We start from the raw sequence: 22918 nt of genomic DNA, 5'->3' as shown, positions 1-22918 counted from the left end.
TCAGCCGCCGTCGGACCCGACCCGGGCCAGGGACGGACCCAGCCGGAGCGCCGCGAGGAGCTGCGGCACCATGACGAGCGCGAGGAGGGCCCAGACCGGCCCGAACCCACCCGCGAGGTCCTCGACGGCGCCGGAGGCCGCCGGACCGAACGCCGCGACCGAGTAGCTGACGAGGAAGCACATGGCGGTGAGCCGGGCGCTGTCGCGTGACGTCACGGCGTAGCGGACGAGGAGCCCGAGGCCGAGGGCGAACGCGGCACCCTGCCCCGCGCCGAGGAGCAGGGCCCACACCCACGGGGCGGCGTCGGGCGCCAGCCAGACCCCGACCTCGCCCGACCCGCCGAGCAGTCCGGCGACGACGAGGAGGACGCGGGCATCGGGCACCTTGTCGAGCAGTGCCGGCGCGACGAGCCCGGAGACGAGCTGGGCGCCGGTGAACACGGCCATGAGGAGGCCGGCGTCGCGCGCGGTCCAGCCGTGGGACTCGTAGGTGGGGGCGAGCCAGGCGAGCGAGGAGTAGAACTGCCAGGACTGCACGGTGAGGTAGCCCGCGAGGAGCCAGGCGGTGGCGCTGCGCCACGGCAGCGCGTGCGACCCGCCGTCGGACGCCGTGTCGGCGGTCGTGCTCGCCCGGATGCCGCGGCGCACCGCGAACCAGGCGAGCAGGCCCACCCCGGCGAGCGGCGCCCACGACAGCATCGAGGCGCTCCACCCGCCGAGGGCGTCGGCGAGCGGGACCGCGCCGGCCGAGGCGAGGGCCGCGGCGCCCATCATCGAGCCCATCGTCAGCCCGGTGCCGAGCCCGGAGCGGTGGGCCGGGAAGACCGCCTTGACGACCCCCGGCAGCAGCGTGCCCGTGAGCGCGATGCCGGCTCCGGCGACGAACGTCCCCGCGTACAGGGCGGGGACCGAGCTCCCCGCGAAGCCGCGCAGGACGAGGCCGACGAGGACGCAGGCCACCCCGCTGGCCACGGCGGCCCACGGGCCGACCCGCCGGGCGACCTGGACCGCGCCGGGCGCGAGGAGCCCCATGCACAGGACCGGCAGCGTCGTGAGGACGCCCATCGCCAGGCTCGACAGCCCGAGGTCGTCGCGCACGCTCTCGGCGAGGGGAGGCAGGCTCGCCATCAGGGTGCGCAGGTTGGCGGCCATGAGGACGATCGCGGCGACGAGGACCCAGCGGGGCGCGGGTGCGACGCGGTGGCTGGCTGAGGTCACCGGCCCGATGCTGCCATGGAGGCGCGCGCGCTCCGCCCCGGGGTGCCGGGCTGATCAGGCAGTCCGATCACCACCCTCTGGTGGGGCGGGCCCTCGCTCCCTAGCGTGGACGTGGCCTTCACGGGCCGAGGCCGGAGGAGGTCGCCATGGGACGCACGACGGGGATCGTGTCGGGGGTGCTCGGCGCCGTGGTGGCCGTGGCGGTGGGGAGCTCGCTGGCCGCCGGGGTCGCGACGGCCAAGGGCAAGCCGCAGCCGACCCGCACCCCGACGCCGACCGTCACGGCCACCGCCACGCCGACACCGACGGTGACGCCGACCCCGACGGTGACGCCGACCCCGACGACCACCCCCACGCCGAGCCCCGGCCCGACCGCGACGCCGTGGAGCTGCCCCGCGTGGGAGCAGGCGTTCGGCGCCTCCTGGTGCCGCGTCCACGTCCACGACTTCGGTCGGCGGACCCTGCCGCTCGGCCTCGGGGTCGTCGTCAGCGGCTGGACGGGCGGGGACGCCGCCGGGTTCGGGCTCACGGGCCCGATGTGCGCGCCCGACGAGTGGTGCGGTGCCGGCCTCGCCACGGTGGGCGTGACCGGGGTGTCGGCCGTCCCGCCCGAGGGGTCGTGGGCCACGGTGCACGGCACCGTGTCCGGGCCCGACGTGGTGGCCGCGTCGGCGCTCACCGTCGACGGCTGAGGCCGCCCCCTCGACGTCAGGGCAGGTGCGACTCGGGGACCAGCTGGAGCGCCTCGTCGTCGTCGAGCCCCGCGACGACGAGGAGGTCGACGACCATCGAGCGGACCTGGCCGCGGATCATCTCGGCCGACAGGCCCGCCGACGGGTCGACCCGTGCCGACAGGCCGGCCACCCGCCCGAGGACGGTGCGGGCGGCCGACGGCGTGGAGTGCTCGTCGAGGACCCGGGCGAGGTCCTCGGCCGCCTCGGCCAGCGCCGCGACGAGGTCGACGTAGTGCTCCGGGACGTGCTCGGGGCGCGCGACCGCGACGGAGGCCCGACGAGCGAGGACCCGCAGGTTGCGCACGCAGCGGTCGAGCGGCACGACGAGGCCCTGGGCGGCGTGTGCCGACGGGGCGTGGTGCCGCTGGAAGGGTGACTGCCGGACGATGGCGACGCCCTCGGCCGCGGCGGTGCGCAGCTCGCTGAGCTGGCCCTCGAGGGCGCGGGCCTCCTCGAGCGCGGCCGTCGCGAGGGCGCGGTCGCCTCGCCGCAGCGCGGCCACGACGTCCCGCAGGGTCATGGCGACGTCACGCACGGTGCGCGCGGCCTCGGCGCGAGGCCGGCGGATGGGGGAGGTCGGGGCCACGGCACCGATGACGAGCGCGACGAGCCCGCCGACGAGGGCGTCGAGCCAGCGCGACACCGCGCCGCTCTGGTTCGCGACGAGGGCGACGATGAAGACCGACTGGACCCCCGCCTGGATGACGAGGAGCTGGCCGCTGGACAGCACGACGGCGATCCCCATGGCGAGGACGACGACGACCGACATCTGCCACGCGCCGTTGCCGAGCCCGAGGACGATGACGTCGCCGACGAGGACGCCGATGGCGACGCCGACGGTCACCTCGACGATCCGTCGCAGGCGCTGGCCGTAGGTGAGGCCGAGGCAGAGGATGGCGGTGACCGGTGCGAAGAACGGGACGGCGTGGCCGAGGACGCGCGTGGCGACGAGCCAGGCGACGAGGACGGCCACGCCGATCTGGAGCAGGACCGGCCACCGGTCGCGCAGGCGTCGCAGGCCGCGCTCGAGCCCCGGGCGGAGCGCGGCCGTGGTCACGGCGCGTCCGTGCGCAGGACGAGGTCGGCGTCCTCCCACGGTCTCGACGCGTAGGCGACGTCCTCCTGGGCCGCCCAGCGGTCCCAGTGGGGGGCGTACGTCTCGCCGTCCCGCGACAGGGCCCGGCGCCGGCGCAGGTCGTCGGGGGCGTCGACCCACACCCGGACCGTGGCGTGGTCGACGGCGGGCGGGGTGAGGACGCCGCACCCCTCGACGACGAGGACGCCGGCGGGCGGCACGGGCACGACGCGACCTGGGCGCGAGCGCATCCAGTCCCACCGGCGGTAGCTGCCGACCTCTCCCCGGGCCACCGGCTCGAGGAGGTCGGTCGTGAGCAGGCCGACGCCGTCGGCGAGCCCGTCCCACCCGGGGTAGACGTGGTCGAGGTGGACCACGGGGCAGTCGAGCACCGCGGCGACGGCGGTGCCGAGGAGGGTCTTGCCCGAGCCGCTGCGCCCGTCGACGGCGACCACGACGGTCGCCCCGGGCGGCCTGTCGTCGTCGGCCCGGGCGGCGGCAGCGGCCGCGACGACGGCCGCGACGTGGGCCGGGTCGGCCCGGTCGGTGCGCTCGTGCTCGAGGGACGGGGCGGCCATGGTCGCGAGCCTAGTGCTGGGTACGGTGGGCGCATGTCCGTGGCGGTGCGCGTCATCCCGTGCCTCGACGTCGACGCCGGGCGCGTCGTCAAGGGGGTCAACTTCGAGAACCTCCGCGACGCCGGCGACCCGGTCGAGCTGGCCCGCCGCTACGGCGAGCAGGGAGCCGACGAGCTGACCTTCCTCGACGTCACGGCGAGCAGCGGGGCCCGCGAGACGATGTACGAGGTCGTCGCGCGCACGGCCGAGGAGGTCTTCATCCCGCTGACCGTCGGCGGGGGAGTGCGCACGGTGGACGACGTCGACCGCCTGCTGCGAGCCGGTGCCGACAAGGTCGGGGTGAACACGGCCGCCATCGCCCGACCCGCGCTCATCGCCGAGACGGCCGACCGGTTCGGCGCGCAGGTGCTCGTGCTGTCCGCCGACGTCCGGCGGCGCCGTGACGAGTCCGGTTCTCCCGTGGGCGGGTTCGAGGTCACGACGCACGGGGGGCGCACCCGCACCGGCATGGACGCCGTCGAGTGGTGCGCGCGGGCCGCCTCGTTCGGGGCCGGCGAGATCCTGCTCAACTCGATGGACGCCGACGGCACCAAGGACGGATTCGACCTCGAGCTCATCGCCCTCGTCCGGGCCGAGGTCGACGTCCCCGTCATCGCGAGCGGTGGGGCCGGCGCCGTCGGCCACTTCGCACCGGCCGTGCGCGCGGGCGCCGACGCCGTGCTCGCGGCGAGCGTCTTCCACTTCGGCGAGCTGACGATCGGCGAGGTCAAGGACGCCCTGCGCGCCGACGGCCACCCCGTCCGCTGAGGTCGGGTCGGGTCGGGGCTTGGTCGGGTCGCGGCGGCGTCGCCGTCAGGACAGGCCGAGCTCGGCGGTCCGCAGGGTGGCGACGTCCTCGGGGGAGCCGTCCATCTCGACGGCTGCGACCCGAGCGCGCCCGGACGCGAGGAGCAGGAGCTCGACCGGCTCGCCCGTCACGGTGACCACGCGCTCCTCCGGTCCGGCGACGACGGCGTCGTGACCCGGGGCCACGAGGCGCACGCCGACGGGTGACCGGCGGAACGCCAGGCGGGCCGACGTCCGCAGGGCGTTGAGGACGGCCCGCGCCGTGCGCTCGGGCACCTCCCGCCGCGGCCCCACGGCGCCGTCGCCGCGCAGGACGTCCTCGTGGTGGATGACGAGCTCGAGGGTGTTGAAGACCGCGTCGACGCGGTCCGCCCGGGCAGGGGACCACCACGGCGGGCCGGTGCGGATCGTGTCGACGAGCTCGTCCCAGTCGCCGGCGGCGATGCGGTCCTGCTCGTGCGCGGTCCACCGGGCCAGCGGCGACAGCCAGATGCCGGCCGCGGCGTCGGGTCGGCGCTCGCGGACGACGAGGTGGGCGGCGAGGTCGCGGGTGCGCCACGGGTCGCACAGCGTCGGGGCGTCCGGTCCGACGGCGAGGAAGGTGTCGCACAGGGCCAGGCGCTCGAGCCGGGCGACGGGAGTCCGGTCGGTCGTCATGGGGACCATCATGGGTGCCCGGCGTCGAAGGTCCTAGGGTCGGCGGCGGAGCGGCCCTAGGCTGCCGGGCGTGACGGCATCCCGCGCCCGCCTCCTGCACCTCGTCGTCGCCCTCGTCGCGACCGGAGCCCTCGTGCTCCAGACCGTGCTCTCGATCAGCGGTGAGGCGGTGCTGAACGACGAGGTCCCGCCGCTCCTGACCCGGATGGGACGGCTCGCCTCCTACTTCACGATCCAGAGCAACGTCCTCGTGGCCGTGACCTCGTGGCAGCTGTGGCGCGACCCGGCGCGAGACGGGTCCTGGTGGCGGGTCGTGCGCCTGGCGGCCCTCGTCGGGATCACCGTGACCGGACTGGTGCACTTCGTCCTGCTCCGCCCGCTGCTCGACCTCGACGGCGCCAACTGGGTCGCCGACAAGCTGCTCCACATGGTCGTGCCCCTGCTCGCCGTCGTCGGCTGGGCCCTCGTCGGCCCGCGGCCGCGCGTCGCGTGGGCGACGGTGGCGCGCGCACTCGCCTGGCCCGTCGTCTGGCTGCTGTGGACGCTGGTCGTCGGTGGCCTCAGCGGCTGGTACCCCTACCCGTTCCTCGACAGCCGCAAGGACGGGGTGGGGACCGTGGTCGTGGCGTGCATCGGGATCACCCTGCTCTTCCTCGCCCTCTTCGCGGCGGTCCGGGAGCTCGACCGCCGCCTGGCCCCCGCCCCGTCTGGCGGGGGCCACGAGCAGCGCCGGAGAGCGCACGAAGGGTCCGTCGCGTAGGTCCCGACGCTGCGGCCGAGGGGGCTCGAACGGGCCATGTCGGACGACCCGGACGGCTGCTACGGTGCGTCCGGGGACCTGCTCGCCCTTTCGGCCACCGCCGCCTGAAAGGCCTGCCATGTCTGCGCTGTCGCTTCGCCTCCGTGTGCTCCTCGCCGTCGTCCTGACCCTCGGTCTGGTCCCCGTGCTGCCGCTGTCGGCGCAGGCGGAGACGGTCGTCTGGGAACGGGTCATCGACGACGAGGAGTCCGTCGGCATCACGGCGGTCGAGGTCGCGCCGGACGGGTCCGTCTACGTCGCCGGCGACACCCGCGGCCAGCTGCACGACGCCAACCCGCCCACGCCCGGGCCGCAGACGTGGGTGCGCAAGTACGACCCCGCGGGCACCCTGCTCTGGGGTCGCCAGTTCGCCCCGAGCGGCATGGGGACGGTCAGCACACTGATGGCCGACGAGGACGGCTCTGTCGCCGTGGTGACCGGAGAGGGCGCCTACACCGCGGTCCTTCGGCGGCTGGATGCACAGGGGAACATCCTCGTGAGCGAGACCCTCCCGTCCTTCATCCCGGGTCCGGCCGAGTCCGACGCCGACGGCAACATCTACCTGACGGGCTACGTCAACACGGGACAGCCCCGGGGTGCCTCCACGCTGGTGAAGCTCGATGCGTCCTTCACCGTGCTCTGGTCGCGGTCGGTGACCGTCCTACCGACCTTCCCCGGCGACATCATCTACACCGAGGCCGTCTCGGATGTCACCATCGCCCCGAACGGGGACCCCGTCATCGTGGGAACCGCCTTTGCCGTCGAGGAAGGCTTCGAGAATCCCGCCGTGCTGTGGCCGGAGGACTCCTTCGTGCGCTCCTACTCGCCGGACGGTGACGTCCAGTGGACCCGGATCTTCGATCCGGTCGCGGGTGGTGGCGACGGCGCCGGTGCCGTGACGACGGATGCGACCGGCGGGGTGTACGTCACGGGACGATCCAACTTCCGCGACGAGGTGCGCCTGCGCCAGGAGACCTACGTGGCCGCCTTCGCGCCGGACGGCAGCGACCGGTGGGCACGGGTCCTCACGCCGTACTCCACGATGGCTCGCTATCCCTCGAACATCACCGCAGACCAGGGCGAGCTGGCGGTCTTCGGCACCACCGAGGCCGGGACGGGCTCCAACCGCTTCCTCGCGCGCGTGGACACCGACGGCACCCAGCTGTCGCTGCTCGAGATGCCCCGACGCGGATGGGACTACGGGGCCGCCTCCGCCGTGGCAGGGCCGGGCACCCTCGTGCTGGGCGCCAGCTCGTACACCAACGAGGACCCCACCCGACTCTCGTCGCTGACGAGGATCAGCACGGCGGACGTGCCCGCGCCGGGCGTGAGCGTCAGCGCTCCGGTCGACGGGGCCACCTACCAGCTCGGCGAGAGCGTCACGGCCGACTACTCGTGCCAACCCGCAGGCGCCGACTGCTCCGGCACGGTGCCCTCCGGATCCCCGCTCGACACGGCGTCGCCGGGCAGCAGGACCTTCACCGCCAGCGCGAGCGTCGGCGGAGTGACCGACACGGCCTCGGTGGGCTACACGGTGAGCACCACCTTCGCGGCCGGGCTCGGGGTGCCGGGTTCCGTCGTCGACGTCCCGAGCGGGCTGTCGCTGGCCGTCGGGTCCGACCCGGCGGGGATGCGGCTCCAGGTGACCGGGACCGGCACCGGGCGGGTGACGGTCACCGTGTGCAGCGGCTTCACCGTCCGGCTTCCCGCCGGAGCCGACGTCGTCGTCTCGTGCGGCAGCGTCATCGTGCGGGTGACCTCCGGCTCGGCCGAGGCGACGACCCCCGACGGTGCGGTCACCCTGACCGTGCCGAGCGGCGGAGCCGGGCGGTTGCAGGACACCGGGTCGGCGCAGAACCTCGGCAGCACCACGGTGACCCTGTCGACAGCGGCCGGCGCGACGCAGCAGGTCGCGCCCGGTGGGTCCTCGACGACGTTCGGGCAGACCATCACCTTCGCCCCACTGCCGGCTGCGACCGCCGGAGGACCCGACGTGCCGCTCTCCGCCACCGCGTCGTCCGGCCTGGCCGTCGCCTGGACCGCCACCGGGCCGTGCACCATCGTCGGCGGTGCCGTGCGGCCGACGGCGATCGGCACCTGCACGGTCACCGCGAGCCAGGGGGGCAACGCCGTCTACGGCGCGGCGATCCCGGTCGCCCGGTCCTTCCCGGTCGCGGCGGCGGTGCTGGACACCTTCACCCGTCCCAACGGGGCCGTCGGGGCCACGTGGCTCGGCGCCACCTCCAGCAGCATGTACAAGATCACCGGCAACGCCCTGGACGTGGGTACCGGTGGTGCCCTGGTCTGGAAGCCATCCGCGTTCGGGACCGCCCAACAGGCCACCATCACGCTGAGGTCCATCGACCGCAAGAGCGTGTCGCAGGGCGTCCTCCTCAAGGTGCAGACCGGCACCCTGCAGTCCTTGGGCGGGATCTCCGTCACCTACGACGGGGCGGCCAAGGCGGTCAGGGTCTCGACGCTGAGGCTCGGGCAGCTCAGCTGGACCGCCTACCCGGCCAAGGCCGCGGCCTTCGCCGACGGCGACCAGCTGACCGGCCGCGTGCTGGCAAGCGGCGTCGTGGAGGTCCTCCGGAACGGGACGCAGGTCGCGACGGTCACCCTCAGCAGCGGCGACAGGACGTTCTTCAACGCCAAGGGCGGGTCGATCGGCGTGTGGACCTCGAACGCGGCCAACGCCGTCATGGACGACTTCCGCGGGGGGACGGTCGGCTGAGAGCGTCGCCGCCACCGTCCACACCCCATCTCGCCGGCCACGGGTGCGATACCGCACGTGGCCGGCGAGGTGGGCAGTGGATGGCGAGGGTCGGGGGATCGCGGTGTCCGGCGCACGGGCCGGACGCCGGACGGAACGTCACGCGCGGCACAATGACCGGGTGCCCTCCAGCCCGCAGCCGTCCCTCGACCCCGGTGTCGCCGCCCGCCTGAAGCGCGACGAGCAGGGTCTCGTCGCCGCGATCGTCCAGCAGCACGACACCGGTGACGTCCTCATGCTCGGCTGGATGGACGACGAGGCGCTGCGCCGCACCCTCACCGAGGGTCGCGTCACCTTCTGGTCCCGCAGCCGGGCCGAGTACTGGCGCAAGGGCGACACGAGCGGCCACGTCCAGCACGTGCGCTCGGTGGCCCTCGACTGCGACGGCGACGCGCTCCTCGTGCGGGTCGACCAGGTCGGCGCGGCCTGCCACACCGGCGACCGGACCTGCTTCGACGCCGGCGACCTCGGGGCCGTGTCGGGGGGAGCCGCGTGACGACCACCGGCGCCGCCCCCTCGGCCGAGGCGCCCACCCTCGCCTACGGGCAGACGTGGCCGAGCCTCGACGTCTTCGGCGTCCTGGCCCGGGACCGCCGGGTCATCCCCGTCGTCCGCCGCCTCATGGGCGACGCCGAGACGCCGGTGGGCGTCTACCGCAAGCTCGCCGGCGACCGGCCCGGCACCTTCCTCCTCGAGTCGGCCGAGCACGGCGGCGTCTGGTCGCGCTGGTCGATCGTCGGCGCCGCGAGCCGGGCCACCCTCACCGAGAGGGAGGGCGAGGTCCACTGGGTCGGCGAGCCGCCCGTCGGCGTCCCCACCACCGGGCCGGCCACCGACGCCCTGCGCGCCACGATGGAGGCGCTGGCGACCGAGCCCGTGGCCGGGCTCCCGCCGCTCACCGGCGGCATGGTCGGCGCCATCACCTACGACGCCGTGCGCCGCTGGGAGAAGGTGCCCAGCACAGCCCCCGACGTCCTCGGGCTCCCCGAGGTCGCCCTCATGCTCGCCACCGACCTCGCGGTCCTCGACCACACCGACGGCTCGATCCTCCTCGTCGCCAACGCGATCAACTACGACGACACCGACGACCGGGTGGAGCAGGCGTGGGCCGACGCCGTCGACCGGCTCGACGCGATGACGCGAGCCCTCGCCGCACCGGCCGACAGCACCGTCGCGGTCGTCGACACCGAGGCCGTCGACCTCGCGATGGCGGGCGTCACCTCGAACACGACGCAGGAGCGCTACGAGGAGGTCGTCGAGCTCGCCAAGGAGGACATCCGCGCCGGCGAGGTGTTCCAGGTCGTCCTGTCGCAGCGCTTCTCGATGGAGTGCCCCGCCGACCCGCTCGACGTCTACCGCGCGCTGCGGGCCGGCAACCCCAGCCCGTACATGTACCTCTTCCGGTTCCCGGCTCCCGACGGCTCCGACTACGCCGTCGTGGGCAGCAGCCCCGAGGCCCTGGTCCGCGTCACCGGGGACCGCGCCATCACGCACCCCATCGCCGGGAGCCGGCCCCGCGGCAAGACGCCGGAGGACGACGTCCGCCTCGCCGAGGAGCTCATCGTCGACCCGAAGGAGCGCTCCGAGCACGTCATGCTCGTCGACCTCGGGCGCAACGACCTCCAGCGCGTCTGCCGACCCGGCACCGTCGACGTCGTCGAGTTCATGGACGTCCGCCGCTACAGCCACGTCATGCACATCGAGTCGACCGTGGTGGGGGAGACCCGGCCCGGGGCCAGCGCCTACGACGTCCTCGTGGCCACCTTCCCCGCGGGCACCCTGTCCGGCGCCCCGAAGCCGCGCGCCCTCGCCCTCATCGAGCACTACGAGCCGTCACGGCGCGGCGTCTACGGCGGGGTCGTCGGCTACCTCGACTTCCACGGCGACCTCGACATGGCCATCGCCATCCGCACCGCCGTCGTCAAGGACGGCGTCGCCCACGTGCAGGCCGGTGCGGGCATCGTCGCCGACTCGCACCCCACCCGCGAGCACGAGGAGTGCGTGCACAAGGCCACCGCCGCGCTGCGGGCCGTCGCCACGGCCGGGGCGATGCGGACGGTCACGTGAGCCGCCTCGGGCGCCGGGGCCCCGTCGCCCTCCTCGGGCTCGTCGGGGCCTTCGCCCTGCTCGCGGTGACGTTCCGGCCGTGGGTGACCGGTGCGGTCGACGACGCCGTCCTCGGGGCGACCCGGATCAGCGCCACCGGCGTCGAGGTCGCCCCCGGTCTCACGGCGGTCGCCCTCGCCCTCGCGGCGGCCGCCGTCGCGACCGTCGCCTCCGGGCGGGTGACCCGCGTCGTCGCGCTCGGGGGCTGGGCGCTCCTCCTCGTCGTCGCGGGCCTGCTCGCGGTGCGGGTCCTGCTCGACCCCGACGGCGTCCTCGGGCCCGTCGCCGCCGCACGCGTCGGGCGCACGGGGTCGGTCGAGACGCTGGCCGACCCCACCGTGTGGCCCGTCGCGGCGCTCGTCGCCCTCGTCCTCTCGCTCGTCGGGCTGGCGGGCGCCATCCTGGGGATGCGCCGCTGGGCGGGACCGAGCAGCCGCTACGAGGTCCCCGGGACCGAGGGCGCTGACGTCGCCGGTCCGCGGGGCGAACGGGTCGGCAGCGCCTGGGACGAGCTCTCCGCAGGTCGGGACCCGACCGATGTCGGCCCCGACCGCCAGACCTGACAGAATCGGCACGAGACACGTCGAGGGTCGCCCGACCCCATCCCCGAGGAGTGACGCCATGAGCCAGCACGAGGAGCACGAGGACCACGGGCACAGCGTCGCCGCCTGGGCGGCGGTGGGCATCCTCCTCGTGGCGTCGGCGATCATGGCCCTCGCGGTCCTCTTCCCGAACCTCTGGCTCTTCGTCGGCGGCGTGGTCCTGGCCCTCGTCGGGGTCGTCGCGGGGAAGGTGTTGTCGATGGCCGGGTACGGCGCGGCCGGACGCCCCCGCGACGAGGCCCCCTCCATCCACTGACGGGCGGGGCCGTGACCACCGTCCTGGACTCCATCGTCGCCGGGGTCCGTGAGGACCTCGCGGCGCGACAGCGGCTCACCTCGCGCGCCGAGGTCGAGTCGGCCGTGGCCGCCGCGCGCCCCGCCGTCGACGCCGAGAGCGTCCTGCGCCGGCCGGGCCTGTCGCTCATCGCCGAGGTCAAGCGCGCGAGCCCGAGCAAGGGCGCGCTCTCCGAGATCCCCGACCCCGCCGCCCTCGCGGTGCACTACGCCGCCGGGGGAGCGAGCGCCGTGTCGGTGCTCACCGAGCAGCGCCGGTTCGGCGGCAGCCTCGGCGACCTCGACGCCGTCCGGGCCGCGGTCGACATCCCGGTCCTGCGCAAGGACTTCATGGTCACCGACTACCAGCTGTGGGAGGCCCGTGCCCACGGCGCCGACATCGTCCTCCTCATCGTCGCCGCGCTCTCCGACGACGAGCTCGGCTCGATGCTCACGCGGGCCGGTGAGCTCGGGATGACCGCGCTCGTCGAGGTCCACGACGAGGTCGAGACGCAGCGGGCGGTCGACGCCGGCGCCACGGTCGTCGGCGTCAACGCCCGCAACCTCAAGACCCTCGAGATCCACCCCGACACGTTCTCCCGGCTGCGGCCCCTCATCCCCGAGGGCGTCGTCACCGTCGCCGAGTCCGGGATCTCCGGACCCGAGGACGCCGCCGCCTACGCCGCGCAGGGGGCCGACGCCGTGCTCGTCGGCGAGGCCCTCGTGCGCGACGGCGACCCGCGCGCCGGCGCCGAGGCGATCATCGCGGCCGGCGCACCCACCCCGAAGGACTGACCGTGCCCGACGACGCCCCCTCGATCTCCGACCTCGTCCCCGAGGAGCTGCCGCGACCCGGGCGGTTCGGGCCGTTCGGCGGCCGGTACGTGCCCGAGGCGCTCATCCCGGCCCTCGAGCAGCTCGACGAGGCCCGCCAGAAGGCGATGCTCGACCCCGACTTCCTCGACGAGCTGGCCCGCCTGCACCGCACCTACACCGGCCGCCCGAGCATCATCACCGAGGTGCCGCGCTTCGCCGCCCACTGCGGTGGCGCGCGCGTCGTCCTCAAGCGCGAGGACCTCAACCACACCGGCTCGCACAAGATCAACAACGTCCTCGCCCAGGCGCTGCTCACCAAGCGGATGGGCAAGACCCGTGTCATCGCCGAGACCGGTGCGGGCCAGCACGGCGTCGCCACCGCCACGGCCGCGGCGCTCATGGGCCTGGAGTGCCGGGTCTACATGGGCCGCGTCGACACCGAGCGCCAGGCGCTCAACGTCGCCCGGATGAAGATCCTCGGCGCCGAGGTCGTCCCCGTCGACCACGGCAGCGCGACGCTCAAGGACGCGATCAACGAGGCCCTGCGCGACTGGGTCACCAACGTCGGGACGACCCACTACCTCATCGGCACCGTCACGGGCCCGCACCCGTTCCCCGAGATGGTCCGCGACTTCCACGCGGTCATCGGCGAGGAGGCCCGGGCCCAGGTGCTCGAGCTCGCCGGCAGGCTCCCCGACGCCGTGATCGCCTGTGTCGGAGGCGGATCCAACGCGATGGGGATCTTCCACAAGTTCGTCCCCGACGACGGTGTGCGGCTCATCGGCATCGAGGCCGGCGGGTCGGGCATCGAGACCGGGAAGCACGCCGCCCGCTTCGCCGAGACGACGACCCGACCGGGCGTGCTCCACGGGGCGATGAGCTACCTCATGCAGGACCACGACGGCCAGACGGTCGAGTCGCACTCGATCTCCGCCGGGCTGGACTACCCGAGCGTCGGTCCCGAGCACGCGTGGCTGCGCGACAGCGGCCGGGCCGAGTACCGGTACGCCACCGACGACCAGGTGATGGAGGCGTTCTCGCTCCTGTGCCGCACCGAGGGGATCATCCCGGCCCTCGAGTCGGCCCACGCCCTCTGGGGCGCGATGGAGGTGGGGCGCGAGCTCGGCCCCGAGTCCCTGGTCCTCGTCAACCTGTCGGGCCGGGGCGACAAGGACATGCACACCGCCGCCGAGTGGTTCGGCCTCGTCGAGGGAGCCGGCTCGTGACGACCGCGGTCAGCAGCCTCGAGGACGTCCTGCGCCGGTGCCGTGCCGAGGGTCGCGCCGCGCTCGTCGGCTACCTCCCCGTCGGCTACCCGAGCGTCGAGGGCTCGATCGAGGCGATGCGCGTCCTCGTCGAGGCCGGCTGCGACGTCGTCGAGGTCGGGATCCCCTACAGCGACCCGGTCATCGACGGCCCCGTGAACCAGGAGGCGATGGCCACCGCGCTGGCCGGCGGGGCCACGGTCGACGACGTCTTCACGGCCGTCGCGGCCGTCCGCGACGCCGGCGCGGTGCCGGTCGTCATGACGTACTGGAACCTCGTCCTGCGCCGGGGTGTCGAGCAGTTCGCCGCCGACCTCGCCGCGGCCGGGGGAGCGGGCCTCATCACCCCCGACCTCATCCCCGACGAGGCCGACGACTGGCTCGCGGCGAGCGACCGGCACGGCCTCGACCGCATCTTCCTCGTGGCGCCGTCGTCGACCCCGGAGCGGCTCGAGCGGGTCACCTCGGCGTGCCGCGGGTTCGTCTACGCGGCCTCGACGATGGGCGTCACCGGTGCGCGCACGAGCGTCGACACCGACGCCCGCGGGCTCGTCGAGCGGCTCCGCGAGGTCACCGACCTCCCCGTGTGCGTGGGACTCGGCGTCTCCACCGGCGCCCAGGCCGCCGAGCTGGCCGAGTACGTCGACGGCGTCATCGTGGGGTCCGCCCTCGTGCGCACCCTCGGTGGCGACGGGGAACTCGGCGACCGCCTCGACGCGTTGCGCGACCTGACGGCCGAGCTGGCCGAGGGAGTGAGGAACGGGCGCAGGTGAGCGCGGGGACGCAGCCGGACACGGAGGCCACCACGGTGGTCGGGCCGGCCGACCGCCGCACCCGGGTCCGCGACCTCGTCGGGCTCCTGGCGCGCCTCGTCCTCGGGGTCGTCCTCGTCTACGCCGGTGCCGCGAAGGTCGGCTCGCCGCTCACCGCGCAGCGGGCCGTGCAGGCCTACGAGATCTTCCCGATGGACCTCGCCGGCGCCATCGGCCTCGCGCTGCCCTTCGTCGAGGTCGTCCTCGGGGTCCTCCTGCTCCTCGGCCTGTTCACCCGTCCCGTCGCCGTCGTCTCGACCGTCCTCATGCTCGCCTTCGTCGCCGGCATCGCGCAGGCGTGGGCGCGCGGCCTGACCATCGACTGCGGCTGCTTCGGCGGCGGCGGCCAGATCGGCGCCGACGAGACGCGCTACCCGCAGGAGATCGCCCGCGACCTCGCCTTCGCGGCCGCGGGCGCGTGGCTGGCCGTCCGGCCCCGCACCCTCGCCTCGCTCGACCAGCGGCTCTTCGGCCACTGACCACCTCACCCCCGAGAGGAACCGCGCCACCCATGGGCAGCTCGAAGTCCACCCCGTCCACCGACCGGCAGGCCAAGATCCGCGCCGCGAGCACGAACGCGGGCGGCGGGGCCAACCGGATCGTCGTCGGCGCGGTCGTCCTCGTCGTCGCGATCATCGCCGTCGTCGGAGGGGTCATCTGGTCGCAGCGGTCCGCTGACGACGCCCCCACCGGCGGCACCGCGCTCCCGAAGGGCGTCGCCGCGATGGGGGAGGGCTACCGCGCGTTCGCCGACGTCACGGCCCGCCCGGGGGCGCCGACGGTCGACGTCTACGAGGACTTCCAGTGCCCGGCCTGCAAGCAGTTCGAGGAGCTCACCGGCGCGACGGTGACCGGGCTCGCGAAGGAGGGGCGGATCGTCCTCGTCTACCACGTGAAGAACTTCCTCGACGACAACCTGCGCAACGACAGCTCGACGCGCGCGGGCAACGCCGCGTTCTGCGCCGCCGACGCCGGCCGGTTCCAGGAGTTCCACGACCAGGTCTTCCCCGGCCAGCCCGCCACCGAGGGCGCGGGCTTCACCGACGCCCAGCTCTCCGGCTTCGCGCAGGCCGCCGGCATCACCGGTGACGCCCTCGCCACGTGGCAGGACTGCGTCGAGGGCGGCCGCTACGACGCCTACGTCGACTCGGTCGAGAAGCAGAGCTTCGCCGACGGCGTGCGCGGCACCCCGACGGTGCGCATCGACGGCAAGGACCAGGAGCTCGGCGCCATCGCGTCGCCCGAGGGGTTCACCGCGGCCGTCGAGGCGGCGACCCCGTGACCACCCTCGCCTCGGCCCTGCTGCCCGCGACCATCCCCAGCCCGACGGTCGGCGTCCTCCACCTCGGGCCCCTCCCGCTGCGGATGTACGCGATGTGCATCCTCCTCGGCATCGTCCTCGCGGTCTGGCTCACCGGGCGGCGCCTCGTGCCGCGCGGGTTCGAGAAGGAGCAGGCGCTCGACGTCGCGGCGTGGGCCGTCCTCTTCGGGATCGTCGGCGGCCGGCTCTACCACGTCGTCACCACACCCGAGCCGTACTGGGGCGAGAACGGCCGCCCCCTCGACGCGCTGAAGATCTGGGAGGGCGGCCTCGGCATCTGGGGCGCGATCGCCCTCGGAGCCCTCGGCGCCTGGATCGGCTGCCGCCGCAACTCCATCCCCTTCCTCGCGTTCGCCGATGCCGCGGCACCGGGGGTCGCGCTCGCGCAGGCCGTCGGCCGGTGGGGCAACTGGTTCAACAACGAGCTGTACGGCGGGCCCACCGACCTGCCGTGGGGCCTGACGGTCCACGAGTGGGACAACGGCACGGGCCGCGCCGTCGTCGACGGCGCCGGCGACCCGGTCGTCCTCGGGACCTTCCACCCGACCTTCCTCTACGAGTCGCTCTTCCTCGTCGTCCTCGCGGTGGGGCTCCTGGTCCTGGACCGCCGACGCCGGCTGCACCCCGGGGCCGTGTTCGGCCTCTACGTCGCCGGTTACCCCGTCGGGCGGATCGTCATCGAGAAGATGCGCACCGACGAGGCCGAGCTCGTCTGGGGCCAGCGGCTCAACGTCTGGACGAGCATCCTGGTCTTCCTCCTCGGCGTCTGGATCGTGTGGTTCACCCGGCGTCGGGCCGGTCGCGAGGGCACCGACGACCCGACGGCGCCGGACGACGGCGCCCCGGCCGGTGCCCGCTCGCAGCAGGGCCCCGAGTCCCAGGATGTGGGATAGCGCCGCTCGAAATGCAAGACGACGGAGGCCGGGGCTACGATTCCGTGACGTGGCCGACGCCGTCCGCGCCTGACCTTGCCGTGCCCGGTCCCCATGGATCGACGACCCCTGAGGACGGTGATGCGACGTGACCGTCGCCCGCTTCTCCGCCCAGCCCGCCGACACCGGCCTCTACCGCCGCGAGCACGAGCACGACGCCTGCGGTGTGGCCCTGGTGGCGACGATGCGGGGGAGCGCCGGGCACGACATCGTCGCCCACGCCCTCGACGCGCTGCGCAACCTCGACCACCGCGGTGCCACCGGCGCCGACCCGCTCGTCGGCGACGGGGCGGGCATCCTCACCCAGGTCCCCGACGCCTTCCTGCGGGCCGTCCTCGACGTCGAGCTGCCCGAGGCCGGCGCGTACGCCGTCGGCATGGCCTACCTGCCCACCGACGACACCGAGCGCACCGAGGCCGAGCGGCGCATCGGCGAGATCGCCGTCGAGGAGGGCCTGCGCGTCCTCGCGTGGCGCGACGTCCCCGTGACCCCCGACCTCGTGGGCCGCGCCGCCCGCGAGTGCATGCCCGTCTTCCGGCAGCTCTTCGTCGCCGCCGAGGCCGGCACCACGGGCGTCGCCCTCGACCGGCTCGCCTTCTGCCTGCGCAAGCGGGCCGAGCGCGAGGTCGAGGTCTACTTCCCCTCGCTGTCGTGTCGGACCGTGGTCTACAAGGGCATGCTCACGACCGGCCAGCTCGAGCCGTTCTTCCCCGACCTGTCCGACGAGCGCTTCGCCACCGAGCTGGCCCTCGTCCACTCGCGCTTCTCCACCAACACCTTCCCGAGCTGGCCGCTGGCCCACCCGTACCGGCTCATCGCGCACAACGGCGAGATCAACACCGTCAAGGGCAACCGCAACTGGATGATGGCCCGCGAGTCCCAGGTCAGCTCCGACGTCATCCCCGGCGACCTCGACCGCCTCTTCCCGATCTGCACCCCGGGCGCCTCCGACTCCGCGACCTTCGACGAGGTCCTCGAGCTGCTCCACCTCGGCGGGCGCTCGCTGCCGCACTCCGTCCTCATGATGATCCCGGAGGCCTGGGAGAACCACGAGTCGATGGACCCGGCCCGCAAGGCGTTCTACGAGTTCCACTCCACCTTCATGGAGCCCTGGGACGGCCCGGCCTGCGTCACCTTCACCGACGGCACCCTCATCGGCGCGGTCCTGGACCGCAACGGCCTGCGCCCCGGGCGCTACTGGGTCACCGACGACGGCCTCGTCGTCCTCGCCTCGGAGGCCGGCGTCCTCGACCTCGAGCCCGAGAACGTCGTGCGCCGCGGCCGGCTCCAGCCGGGCCGGATGTTCCTCGTCGACACCGCCGCCGGCCGGATCGTCAGCGACGAGGAGGTCAAGACCTCGCTCGCCGGTGAGCACCCCTACGAGGAGTGGCTGCACGCCGGGCTCATCGAGCTCAAGGACCTGCCCGAGCGCGAGCACATCATCCACACCGCGGCCTCGGTCGCACGGCGCCAGCGGACCTTCGGCTACACCGAGGAGGAGCTGAAGATCCTCCTCGCGCCGATGGCGAGCGGCGGCCTCGAGGCGCTCGGGTCGATGGGCACCGACACCCCGATCGCCGTGCTCTCCGAGCGCCCGCGGCTCGTCTTCGACTACTTCACCCAGCTCTTCGCCCAGGTCACCAACCCGCCGCTCGACGCCATCCGCGAGGAGCTCGTCACCTCGCTCGGCTCGAGCATCGGCCCCGAGGGCAACGTCCTCGACGCCTCGCCCGCCCACGCCCGCCAGGTGCTCCTGCCGTTCCCGGTCATCGACAACGACGAGCTCGCGAAGATCGTCCACATCAACGCCGACGGCGACCTCCCCGGCTACAGCACGGTCGTCGTCCGCGGCACCTACGACGTCACCGGTGGCGAGGCCGCGCTGCGGGCCCGCCTCCACGAGATCTTCGACGAGGTCTCGGCCGCGATCGAGGGCGGCGCCCGGTTCGTCGTGCTCTCCGACCGCGACTCCGACCGCGACGCGGCGCCCATCCCCTCGCTGCTGCTCACCTCGGCCGTGCACCACCACCTCATCCGCGAGAAGACCCGCACCCAGGTCGGCCTCCTCGTCGAGGCCGGCGACGTCCGCGAGGTCCACCACGTCGCCCTCCTCGTCGGGTACGGCGCGGCCGCGATCAACCCCTACCTCGCGATGGAGACCGTCGAGGACATGGTGCGCAGCGGCGCCATCACCGACGTCACCGAGGAGAAGGCGGTCGCCAACCTCATCAAGGCGCTCGGCAAGGGCGTGCTCAAGGTGATGTCGAAGATGGGCATCTCGACCGTCGCCTCCTACCGAGGCGCGCAGGTCTTCGAGGCGATCGGCCTCTCGCAGGACCTCGTCGACGAGTTCTTCACCGGCACGGTGAGCCAGCTCGGCGGGGTGGGCCTGGGCGTCCTCGCCGCCGAGACCTCGGCCCGCCACGCGATGGCCTACCCGCCCGACGGCATCCGCCAGGCGCACCGCAAGCTCACGGTCGGCGGCGAGTACCAGTGGCGCCGTGAGGGCGAGCCGCACCTCTTCGACCCCGACACCGTGTTCCGCCTCCAGCACGCGACGCGGGCGAAGCGCTACGACGTCTTCAAGCAGTACACCTCGCGCATCGACGAGCAGGCCGGGCGCCTGATGACCCTGCGCGGCCTCTTCGAGCTCGGCGGCGCCCACGAGCGCCCGCCCGTGCCGATCGAGGAGGTCGAGCCGGTCGCCGACATCGTCCGGCGGTTCAACACCGGCGCGATGAGCTACGGCTCGATCAGCCAGGAGGCGCACGAGACCCTCGCCATCGCGATGAACCGCCTCAAGGCGCGCTCGAACACCGGCGAGGGCGGCGAGGACGTCGACCGGCTCCTCGACCCCGAGCGCCGCTCGGCGATCAAGCAGGTCGCCTCCGGGCGCTTCGGCGTCACCTCGATGTACCTCACCCACGCCGACGACATCCAGATCAAGATGGCGCAGGGGGCCAAGCCCGGCGAGGGCGGCCAGCTGCCCGGCCCGAAGGTCTACCCGTGGGTGGCGCGGACCCGGCACTCCACGCCCGGGGTCGGCCTCATCAGCCCGCCGCCGCACCACGACATCTACTCCATCGAGGACCTCGCCCAGCTGATCCACGACCTCAAGAACGCGAACCCGCAGGCGCGGGTCCACGTCAAGCTGGTCTCCGAGGTCGGGGTCGGCACGGTCGCCGCGGGCGTCAGCAAGGCGCACGCCGACGTCGTCCTCATCTCGGGGCACGACGGCGGCACCGGCGCCTCGCCGCTCACCTCCCTCAAGCACGCGGGCGGTCCGTGGGAGCTCGGCCTCGCCGAGACCCAGCAGACCCTCGTCCTCAACGGCCTGCGCGACCGGATCGTCGTCCAGGTCGACGGGCAGATCAAGACCGGGCGCGACGTCGTCATCGCCGCGCTGCTCGGCGCCGAGGAGTTCGGCTTCGCCACCGCCCCGCTCGTCGTCTCGGGCTGCATCCTCATGCGGGTCTGCCACCTGGACACCTGTCCGGTCGGCATCGCGACGCAGAACCCCGAGCTGCGGGCCCGCTTCTCCGGCGCCCCCGAGTTCGTCGAGACCTTCTTCGAGTACATCGCCGAGGAGGTCCGCGAGCACCTCGCCGCGCTCGGCTTCCGCAGCATCGCCGAGGCCGTCGGCCAGATCGAGCACCTCGACACCTCCAAGGCCGTGCGGCACTGGAAGGCCAGCGGGCTCGACCTCGCCCCGATCCTCACCAAGGTCGAGAGCCCCGACGGGTCCGGCGTGCGCCACGCCATCGCGCAGGACCACGGCCTCGAGAAGGCCCTCGACCACCAGCTCATCGCGGCGGCCCGCGACGCCATCGACACCGGTGAGCGCGTCACGGCACGCTTCGCGGTCCGCAACGTCAACCGCACGGTCGGCACGATGCTCGGCCACGAGGTCACCAAGCGGCACTCCCAGGGGCTGCCCGACGGCACCATCGACCTCACCCTCACCGGCTCGGCGGGACAGAGCTTCGGCGCCTTCCTCCCCGCCGGCGTGACGCTGCGCCTCGAGGGCGACGCGAACGACTACGTCGGCAAGGGCCTGTCCGGTGGGCGCGTCACGGTCCGCCCGGCTCCCGGGTCGGCCCTCGTCGCCGAGGACAACGTCATCGCCGGCAACGTCATCGGCTACGGCGCGACCTCCGGCGAGCTGTTCCTGCGCGGCCGCGTCGGCGAGCGGTTCTGCGTGCGCAACTCCGGCGCCACCGCGGTCGTCGAGGGCGTGGGCGACCACGGCCTCGAGTACATGACCGGCGGCACGGCCCTGATCCTCGGGCCCACCGGGCGCAACGTCGCGGCGGGCATGAGCGGTGGCGTCGGGTACGTCCTCGACCTCGACCGCTCGCACGTCAACCCCGAGCTCGTCGACCTGCGGCCGCTGCGCCCCGAGGACGAGCTCGTCGTCCACGACCTGCTCGAGCGCCACGTCCGGTGGACCGACTCCGCGGTCGCGGCGCGGCTCCTGGCCGACTGGGACACCGCCCGCTCGGCCTTCACCCTCGTCCTCCCGCGGGCCTACCAGCGCGTCCTCGACGTGCGGGCCAAGGCTGCGGCGGAAGGGCTCGACCCCGACGGCACCCAGGTGTGGGAGCGGATCATGGAGGCGTCCCGTGGCTGACCCCCAGGGCTTTCTGAGGACGCGAGAGCGCGAGCTGCCGCGTCGTCGACCCGTCCCGGTCCGGATCAAGGACTGGAAGGAGGTCTACGAGGAGCAGCCGGTCACCGAGCTCCAGCGCCAGGCCGGGCGCTGCATGGACTGCGGGATCCCGTTCTGCCACAGCGGGTGTCCGCTCGGCAACCTCATCCCCGAGTGGAACGACCTCGCGTGGCGCGGCGAGTGGCGCCAGGCGATCGACCGGCTCCACGCGACGAACAACTTCCCCGAGTTCACCGGGCGGCTGTGCCCCGCGCCGTGCGAGTCCTCGTGCGTCCTCGGCATCAACCAGCCGGCGGTGACCATCAAGCAGGTCGAGGTGTCGATCATCGACCGCGCCTTCGCCAACGGCACGGTCGACCCCGAGGCGCCCGAGCGGCTGTCCGGCAAGACCGTCGCCGTGGTGGGGTCCGGCCCCGCGGGCCTCGCGGCCGCCCAGCAGCTGACCCGCGCCGGTCACACCGTCGCCGTCTACGAGCGGGCGGACCAGCCCGGTGGCCTCCTGCGCTACGGCATCCCCGAGTTCAAGATGGAGAAGTCCGTCGTCGACCGCCGGATCGCCCAGATGAAGTCCGAGGGCACCCGCTTCCGCACCGGCGTCGAGGTCGGCCGCGACCTCACCGGCGCCGACCTCCGCAAGCGCTTCGACGCCGTCGTCGTCGCCATCGGCGCCACGGTGCCCCGTGACCTCCCGGTCCCGGGCCGCGAGCTCGACGGCGTCCTCCAGGCGATGGACTTCCTCCCGCCGGCCAACCGGGTCGCGCTCGGCCAGAGCGTCGAGGGCCAGGTGACGGCCGAGGGCAAGGACGTCGTCGTCATCGGCGGCGGCGACACCGGGGCCGACTGCATCGGCACCTCCCACCGCCAGGGCGCCCGCTCGGTGACGAGCCTGGAGATCATGCCGCAGCCCGGGCTCGAGCGCGCCGCCGCGCACCCGTGGCCCACGTACCCGATGCTCTTCCGCGTCGCCTCGGCCCACGAGGAGGGCGGCGACCGCGTCTACGCGGTGTCGACCTCCGAGATCCTCGGTGACGAGGAGGGCCGGGTCCGCGGGCTGCGCCTCCACGAGGTGGTCATGGGCGAGAGCGGCTTCGAGAAGGTCGAGGGCTCCGACCGCGAGATCCCGGCGCAGCTCGTCCTCCTGGCCATGGGCTTCCTCGGCCCGCAGCAGGAGGGGCTGCTCGAGCAGCTCGGCGTCGAGAAGGACCCGCGCACCAACGTCGCCCGCGACGGTCGCTTCATGTCCACCGTGCCGGGGGTCTTCGTCGCCGGGGACGCCGGACGCGGGCAGTCGCTCATCGTCTGGGCCATCGCCGAGGGGCGCTCCGCGGCGCACGAGGTCGACGCCTGGCTCATGGGCAAGCCCTCGCGCCTGCCGCGCCCGGTCAACCCCACCGACCGCCCCCTCTCCGTCTGACCCCCCCGGGCCCAAGTTCGGGGTGACC

At 74.0% G+C, this 22918-nt stretch carries 20 protein-coding genes; 16 read left to right on the top strand and 4 right to left on the bottom strand.

What is annotated here, in order from left to right; all coding sequences use genetic code 11:
• Entirely contained in the window at positions 1-1218 is a 1218-nt protein-coding gene (locus ACFWN3_RS01905; protein WP_377642881.1) for a CynX/NimT family MFS transporter, read from the bottom strand.
• 146 nt (positions 1219-1364) lie between these two features.
• On the opposite strand from ACFWN3_RS01905, the gene ACFWN3_RS01900 reads away from it, so the two are divergent.
• Positions 1365-1910 carry a hypothetical protein gene (locus ACFWN3_RS01900; protein WP_377642879.1) on the top strand — a complete coding sequence of 182 codons (546 nt, stop codon included), beginning with the start codon at positions 1365-1367 and terminating at the stop codon, positions 1908-1910.
• Between the two features lie 16 nt (positions 1911-1926).
• Here ACFWN3_RS01900 and ACFWN3_RS01895 read toward each other — a convergent pair whose 3' ends face one another.
• Both ACFWN3_RS01895 and ACFWN3_RS01890 read right to left on the bottom strand, forming a co-directional pair.
• Positions 1927-3009 carry an aromatic acid exporter family protein gene (locus ACFWN3_RS01895; RefSeq protein WP_377642877.1) on the bottom strand — a complete coding sequence of 361 codons (1083 nt, stop codon included), beginning with the start codon at positions 3007-3009 and terminating at the stop codon, positions 1927-1929.
• Positions 3006-3605 carry a hypothetical protein gene (locus tag ACFWN3_RS01890; RefSeq protein ID WP_377642875.1) on the bottom strand — a complete coding sequence of 200 codons (600 nt, stop codon included), beginning with the start codon at positions 3603-3605 and terminating at the stop codon, positions 3006-3008. The genes ACFWN3_RS01895 and ACFWN3_RS01890 overlap by 4 nt, the downstream gene beginning before the upstream one ends.
• A gap of 33 nt (positions 3606-3638) precedes the next feature.
• On the opposite strand from ACFWN3_RS01890, the gene hisF reads away from it, so the two are divergent.
• Entirely contained in the window at positions 3639-4412 is a 774-nt protein-coding gene (gene hisF / locus ACFWN3_RS01885) for an imidazole glycerol phosphate synthase subunit HisF (protein WP_377642873.1), read from the top strand.
• 45 nt (positions 4413-4457) lie between these two features.
• On the opposite strand, the gene ACFWN3_RS01880 is transcribed toward hisF, so the two are convergent.
• Positions 4458-5108: a TIGR03085 family metal-binding protein gene (locus tag ACFWN3_RS01880; RefSeq protein ID WP_377642871.1), complete on the bottom strand. Its 651-nt coding sequence runs from the start codon at positions 5106-5108 to the stop codon at positions 4458-4460.
• A 70-nt stretch (positions 5109-5178) separates the two neighbouring features.
• On the opposite strand from ACFWN3_RS01880, the gene ACFWN3_RS01875 reads away from it, so the two are divergent.
• From ACFWN3_RS01875 to ACFWN3_RS01810, 14 genes are all read left to right on the top strand, one after another.
• The gene (locus ACFWN3_RS01875; RefSeq protein WP_377642869.1) at positions 5179-5868 is read left to right on the top strand and encodes a Pr6Pr family membrane protein; all 690 of its coding nucleotides are present in this window, start codon (positions 5179-5181) and stop codon (positions 5866-5868) included.
• A 118-nt stretch (positions 5869-5986) separates the two neighbouring features.
• Positions 5987-8641 carry a hypothetical protein gene (locus ACFWN3_RS01870; RefSeq protein WP_377642867.1) on the top strand — a complete coding sequence of 885 codons (2655 nt, stop codon included), beginning with the start codon at positions 5987-5989 and terminating at the stop codon, positions 8639-8641.
• 160 nt (positions 8642-8801) lie between these two features.
• The gene (gene hisI, locus ACFWN3_RS01865) at positions 8802-9176 is read left to right on the top strand and encodes a phosphoribosyl-AMP cyclohydrolase (protein ID WP_377642865.1); all 375 of its coding nucleotides are present in this window, start codon (positions 8802-8804) and stop codon (positions 9174-9176) included.
• On the top strand, positions 9173-10747 hold the full coding sequence (locus tag ACFWN3_RS01860; protein ID WP_377642863.1) for an anthranilate synthase component I: 1575 nt from the start codon (positions 9173-9175) through the stop codon (positions 10745-10747). Before hisI ends, ACFWN3_RS01860 begins: the two co-directional genes overlap by 4 nt.
• Complete coding sequence (locus ACFWN3_RS01855) at positions 10744-11349, top strand: Trp biosynthesis-associated membrane protein (protein ID WP_377642861.1); 606 nt, start codon at positions 10744-10746, stop codon at positions 11347-11349. The genes ACFWN3_RS01860 and ACFWN3_RS01855 overlap by 4 nt, the downstream gene beginning before the upstream one ends.
• Before the next feature lie 58 nt (positions 11350-11407).
• Positions 11408-11644, top strand: a complete 237-nt coding sequence (locus ACFWN3_RS01850) for an HGxxPAAW family protein (RefSeq protein WP_377642858.1) — start codon at positions 11408-11410, stop codon at positions 11642-11644.
• Positions 11645-11655: 11 nt separating this feature from the next.
• The gene (gene trpC / locus ACFWN3_RS01845; protein ID WP_377642857.1) at positions 11656-12456 is read left to right on the top strand and encodes an indole-3-glycerol phosphate synthase TrpC; all 801 of its coding nucleotides are present in this window, start codon (positions 11656-11658) and stop codon (positions 12454-12456) included.
• 2 nt (positions 12457-12458) lie between these two features.
• Positions 12459-13703, top strand: a complete 1245-nt coding sequence (gene trpB, locus ACFWN3_RS01840) for a tryptophan synthase subunit beta (protein ID WP_377642855.1) — start codon at positions 12459-12461, stop codon at positions 13701-13703.
• Positions 13700-14515 carry a tryptophan synthase subunit alpha gene (gene trpA, locus ACFWN3_RS01835; protein ID WP_377642853.1) on the top strand — a complete coding sequence of 272 codons (816 nt, stop codon included), beginning with the start codon at positions 13700-13702 and terminating at the stop codon, positions 14513-14515. The genes trpB and trpA overlap by 4 nt, the downstream gene beginning before the upstream one ends.
• Positions 14512-15033: a MauE/DoxX family redox-associated membrane protein gene (locus ACFWN3_RS01830; RefSeq protein WP_377642851.1), complete on the top strand. Its 522-nt coding sequence runs from the start codon at positions 14512-14514 to the stop codon at positions 15031-15033. The genes trpA and ACFWN3_RS01830 overlap by 4 nt, the downstream gene beginning before the upstream one ends.
• A 32-nt stretch (positions 15034-15065) precedes the next feature.
• On the top strand, positions 15066-15836 hold the full coding sequence (locus ACFWN3_RS01825) for a DsbA family protein (RefSeq protein ID WP_377642849.1): 771 nt from the start codon (positions 15066-15068) through the stop codon (positions 15834-15836).
• Positions 15833-16768, top strand: coding sequence for a prolipoprotein diacylglyceryl transferase (lgt, locus tag ACFWN3_RS01820; protein ID WP_377642848.1), 936 nt, complete (start codon positions 15833-15835; stop codon positions 16766-16768). Before ACFWN3_RS01825 ends, lgt begins: the two co-directional genes overlap by 4 nt.
• Before the next feature lie 127 nt (positions 16769-16895).
• Positions 16896-21437, top strand: a complete 4542-nt coding sequence (gltB, locus tag ACFWN3_RS01815) for a glutamate synthase large subunit (protein WP_377642846.1) — start codon at positions 16896-16898, stop codon at positions 21435-21437.
• Positions 21430-22890: a glutamate synthase subunit beta gene (locus ACFWN3_RS01810; protein ID WP_377642844.1), complete on the top strand. Its 1461-nt coding sequence runs from the start codon at positions 21430-21432 to the stop codon at positions 22888-22890. Before gltB ends, ACFWN3_RS01810 begins: the two co-directional genes overlap by 8 nt.
• Positions 22891-22918: the final 28 nt, after the last annotated feature.

The sequence above is a fragment of the Oryzobacter terrae genome (assembly GCF_042756445.1).
GTDB lineage: Bacteria > Actinomycetota > Actinomycetes > Actinomycetales > Dermatophilaceae > Oryzobacter > Oryzobacter terrae.
Note: the sequence above shows the minus strand (reverse complement) of the source record. Positions and strands in the feature narration are given on the sequence as shown.

Coding starts and splice junctions, on each gene's coding strand:
- ACFWN3_RS01900 (WP_377642879.1), top strand. CDS start 1,365: ATGGGACGCACGACGGGGATCGTGTCGGGGGTGCTCGGCGCCGTGGTG.
- ACFWN3_RS01890 (WP_377642875.1), bottom strand. CDS start 3,605: ATGGCCGCCCCGTCCCTCGAGCACGAGCGCACCGACCGGGCCGACCCG.
- hisF (WP_377642873.1), top strand. CDS start 3,639: ATGTCCGTGGCGGTGCGCGTCATCCCGTGCCTCGACGTCGACGCCGGG.
- ACFWN3_RS01880 (WP_377642871.1), bottom strand. CDS start 5,108: ATGACGACCGACCGGACTCCCGTCGCCCGGCTCGAGCGCCTGGCCCTG.
- ACFWN3_RS01870 (WP_377642867.1), top strand. CDS start 5,987: ATGTCTGCGCTGTCGCTTCGCCTCCGTGTGCTCCTCGCCGTCGTCCTG.
- ACFWN3_RS01850 (WP_377642858.1), top strand. CDS start 11,408: ATGAGCCAGCACGAGGAGCACGAGGACCACGGGCACAGCGTCGCCGCC.
- ACFWN3_RS01825 (WP_377642849.1), top strand. CDS start 15,066: ATGGGCAGCTCGAAGTCCACCCCGTCCACCGACCGGCAGGCCAAGATC.